The organism is Bifidobacterium pseudolongum subsp. globosum (assembly GCF_000741295.1).
GTDB classification, from domain to species: domain Bacteria; phylum Actinomycetota; class Actinomycetes; order Actinomycetales; family Bifidobacteriaceae; genus Bifidobacterium; species Bifidobacterium globosum.
Genome location: NZ_JGZG01000025.1, coordinates 1 through 4,246 on the forward strand (window position 1 = coordinate 1; position 4,246 = coordinate 4,246).

3 protein-coding genes and 2 pseudogenes are annotated in these 4,246 nt (G+C 49.7%); 4 read left to right on the forward strand and 1 reads right to left on the reverse strand.

What is annotated here, in order from left to right; all coding sequences use genetic code 11:
* The 4 genes and pseudogenes from BPSG_RS08180 to BPSG_RS08190 form a co-directional block, all read left to right on the forward strand.
* A pseudogene (locus BPSG_RS08180) lies at window positions 1-257 on the forward strand (transposase); the annotation flags it as partial.
* Between the two features lie 356 nt (window positions 258-613).
* Window positions 614-2,532 (forward strand): annotated as a pseudogene (tet(W), locus tag BPSG_RS08185) (tetracycline resistance ribosomal protection protein Tet(W)).
* Window positions 2,418-3,350, forward strand: a complete 933-nt coding sequence (locus tag BPSG_RS08570) for a class I SAM-dependent methyltransferase (protein WP_462138073.1) — start codon at window positions 2,418-2,420, stop codon at window positions 3,348-3,350. Before tet(W) ends, BPSG_RS08570 begins: the two are co-directional and overlap by 115 nt.
* Window positions 3,351-3,521: 171 nt before the next feature.
* A complete protein-coding gene (locus BPSG_RS08190; RefSeq protein WP_026644275.1) occupies window positions 3,522-3,953 on the forward strand; it encodes a sigma-70 RNA polymerase sigma factor region 4 domain-containing protein in 432 nt (143 codons plus the stop codon).
* Window positions 3,954-4,051: 98 nt separating this feature from the next.
* Here the strand turns inward: BPSG_RS08190 and BPSG_RS08195 are convergent.
* On the reverse strand, window positions 4,052-4,246 hold a 195-nt coding region (locus BPSG_RS08195), incomplete at its 5' end, for an ATP-binding protein (protein WP_034879223.1).

Consider the following 4,246-nt stretch of genomic DNA (forward strand, 5'->3'; position numbering starts at 1 on the left):
ATCGACGACCTGACCGGACCGGGGCGGCTCACAAAGGCTGCCGGGAACTCGCCTCCCTCGGCCGCGTGCTCAAAAGACGCATGCGCGACATCCTCGCCCTCTTCCGCCACCCCCACTCAAGCAACGGACCCACCGAAGCCATCAACGGCAGGCTCGAGACCCTGCGCGGCAACGCCATGGGCTTCGCCAACACCACCAGCTACATCCAACGATGCCTCATCCACAGCAGCCAACTCAAAGACATCCTTACACACTAACCTGAGAAGAGCCAGAAAAATTTCTTTTAGGTACTTGCTTTCCTAAAACTGATGTGATACAATGATTTAATCCAGAAAAGGAGTAAAAAATATGCGGCAAGGTATTCTTAAATAAAACTATAATCAAATAGTGGGAACAAAGGATTATGATAGCTCCTTTTGTAGGGGCTTAGTTTTTTGTACCCAATTTAAGAATACTTTTGCCTTATCAATTTTGACATATCCCCAAAAACAGCAATCACAAACAGGTGTATGCTGTATATGGGTATGTCCGCAACTTATAATCCCCAGTGGTAAAAGTATTTTACTGCTGGGGATTTTTATGCCCTTTGGGGCTGTAAAGGGAGGACAATCACATGAAAATAATCAATATTGGAATTCTTGCCCATGTAGACGCTGGAAAGACGACCTTGACGGAGAGCCTGCTATATGCCAGCGGAGCCATTTCAGAACCGGGGAGCGTCGAAAAAGGGACAACGAGGACGGACACCATGTTTTTGGAGCGGCAGCGTGGGATTACCATTCAAGCGGCAGTCACTTCCTTCCAGTGGCACAGATGTAAAGTTAACATTGTGGATACGCCCGGCCACATGGATTTTTTGGCGGAGGTGTACCGCTCTTTGGCTGTTTTAGATGGGGCCATCTTGGTGATCTCCGCTAAAGATGGCGTGCAGGCCCAGACCCGTATTCTGTTCCATGCCCTGCGGAAAATGAACATTCCCACCGTTATCTTTATCAACAAGATCGACCAGGCTGGCGTTGATTTGCAGAGCGTGGTTCAGTCTGTTCGGGATAAGCTCTCCGCCGATATTATCATCAAGCAGACGGTGTCGCTGTCCCCGGAAATAGTCCTGGAGGAAAATACCGACATAGAAGCATGGGATGCGGTCATCGAAAATAACGATGAATTATTGGAAAAGTATATCGCAGGAGAACCAATCAGCCGGGAAAAACTTGCGCGGGAGGAACAGCAGCGGGTTCAAGACGCCTCCCTGTTCCCAGTCTATCATGGCAGCGCCAAAAATGGCCTTGGCATTCAACCGTTGATGGATGCGGTGACAGGGCTGTTCCAACCGATTGGGGAACAGGGGGGCGCCGCCCTATGCGGCAGCGTTTTCAAGGTTGAGTACACCGATTGCGGCCAGCGGCGTGTCTATCTACGGTTATACAGCGGAACGCTGCGCCTGCGGGATACGGTGGCCCTGGCCGGGAGAGAAAAGCTGAAAATCACAGAGATGCGTATTCCATCCAAAGGGGAAATTGTTCGGACAGACACCGCTTATCAGGGTGAAATTGTTATCCTTCCCAGCGACAGCGTGAGGTTAAACGATGTATTAGGGGACCAAACCCGGCTCCCTCGTAAAAGGTGGCGCGAGGACCCCCTCCCCATGCTGCGGACGACGATTGCGCCGAAAACGGCAGCGCAAAGAGAACGGCTGCTGGACGCTCTTACGCAACTTGCGGATACTGACCCGCTTTTGCGTTGCGAAGTGGATTCCATCACCCATGAGATCATTCTTTCTTTTTTGGGCCGGGTGCAGTTGGAGGTTGTTTCCGCTTTGCTGTCGGAAAAATACAAGCTTGAAACAGTGGTAAAGGAACCCTCCGTCATTTATATGGAGCGGCCGCTCAAAGCAGCCAGCCACACCATCCATATCGAGGTGCCGCCCAACCCGTTTTGGGCATCCATAGGACTGTCTGTTACACCACTCTCGCTTGGCTCCGGTGTACAATACGAGAGCCGGGTTTCGCTGGGATACTTGAACCAGAGTTTTCAAAACGCTGTCAGGGATGGTATCCGTTACGGGCTGGAGCAGGGCTTGTTCGGCTGGAACGTAACGGACTGTAAGATTTGCTTTGAATACGGGCTTTATTACAGTCCGGTCAGCACGCCGGCGGACTTCCGCTCATTGGCCCCGATTGTATTGGAACAGGCATTGAAGGAATCGGGGACGCAGCTGCTGGAACCTTATCTCTCCTTCATCCTCTATGCGCCCCAGGAATACCTTTCCAGGCTTATCATGATGCACCGAAATACTGTGCCACCATCGAAACGGCCCAGGTAAAAAAGGATGAAGTTGTCTTTACTGGCGAGATTCCCGCCCGCTGTATACAGGCATACCGTACTGATCTGGCCTTTTACACCAACGGGCGGAGCGTATGCCTTACAGAGCTGAAAGGATATCAGGCCGCTGTCGGTCAGCCGGTCATCCAGCCCCGCCGTCCAAACAGCCGCCTGGACAAGGTGCGCCATATGTTTCAGAAGGTAATGTAAAGATACATAATCGTCAAGACGGCAACAATCAGAAGTTATGGAGGGTAACAATGGAATATAGTAAGGAAGATTTAATGGAAGCAAAAAAGCAAATTTGGGGAGTGGGAGAGAACATGGGAACAGAGGAAAGTAAAAAAATCTGGGAGGAGAACGCACAATTTTGGGATAATGCAATGGGTGACGAATCTAATGAATTTCACAGAGAGGTAGTGCGTCCCAAAGTAACGGAACTTCTATCTCCTAATCCTGCGGATTACATTTTGGATATTGCGTGTGGCAATGGAAATTATTCTTCGTATCTTGCACAAAGAGGCGCTTCGGTTGTCGCTTTTGATTACAGCAAAAAAATGATAGAATTGGCTAAAAGACGGCAATCACAATATGCAAAACAAATTGAATTTTGTGTGGCGGATGCGACCGATAGAAAAAGTATATTAGAATTAAAAAGAAATCGAGCCTTTACGAAAGCAGTTTCTAATATGGCAATTATGGATATTACGGATATTGAACCACTTCTTATGGCTGTTTATGAACTGTTGCAGGAAAGCGGAATTTTTGTCTTTGCAACGCAACACCCTTGTTTTGTCACGTTGACTGAAAAATATATGACACCGCACAGTTACTATGATATAGCGATTGAAGGGCAACCGAAAGAGCAGATTTATTATCATCGTTCCATACAAGATATTTTTAACCTTTGTTTTAGAGCTGGATTTGTCATTGATGGATTTTATGAAGAATGTTTTAAAACCAACAAAGAAATTCCTATGGTAATGATAGTAAGGCTTAAGAAGGTAAAACGTGATAGCTTAAAATAAATTCAAGTTTGTCGGGTAAATAGCAAACCCAGCCGAGCCAGTCAACGGTCAAGATGAACGGCGCATATGCGCAGCCGTTGACAGCCCCGCCCGCCTTTGCTGGTAGGCAATCAAGGGGCGACAGCAAGAAGTGCCACCGCCCCGCACTATTATTCAGAAAGGGGAATTTCCATGACCGACCAGATAGCCTATCAAGAATATATCCAGCGCAGGTACAACGCCTTTTGCAAGACTGTTATCCGCTGTGCCGCCTTGGACAAGATTTTGAAGCTTAAACGGCAATGGGAACGGCAAGTTTCCCTTGACTATCTGATGAACGAGAAGTTTGTCCAGTTTGCCGCGTCGGAGCCGGACGAGGAATACCCATTTACCGTCTGCGGTCAGACCGTCCTGCTCTGCAACGCCGCCCTTGCCGACGCGATCTCTGTTTTGCCGGAGCAGACGCGGGAAGAAATCCTGCGCTATTACTTTCTGCGCCAGCCGCAGCGCGTGATCGGCGCGTGTATTGGCCGGTCACGCAGCACAGCGGGGCGGCATATCCAGCTTGCCTTGCAGCGGCTACGCGAAGAAATGGGGGTGAGCCGGTATGAGTATGTGTTTTAGCAATTTGCGTTCCGCATTGTGAGCAGTGTTTTTCAGCAGGGTGAGCAGCGGCTTTTCCGCATGGTCGGCGGTATTGCCGCTGCGCGCTGGTTTTTGGGTTATTTGGTCATGAGTGCGTGTTCGCTTCGGTATGAGCCTCCTTGGAATCTGATGATGCGGCCGTGGTGGACGGTGCGGTCGATGAGGGCGGCGGCCATGTTCGCGTCGCCCAGGACACGTCCCCAACCGCTGAACTCGATGTTGCTGGTGTAGATGATGCTGCGTCTTTCGTAGCTGTCGGAGATGATCTGGAA

Excerpts from the sequence above, each read along its gene's own strand:
- BPSG_RS08190 (WP_026644275.1), top strand. The coding sequence starts at position 3,522 with ATGACCGACCAGATAGCCTATCAAGAATATATCCAGCGCAGGTACAAC.
- BPSG_RS08570 (WP_462138073.1), top strand. The coding sequence starts at position 2,418 with ATGCCTTACAGAGCTGAAAGGATATCAGGCCGCTGTCGGTCAGCCGGT.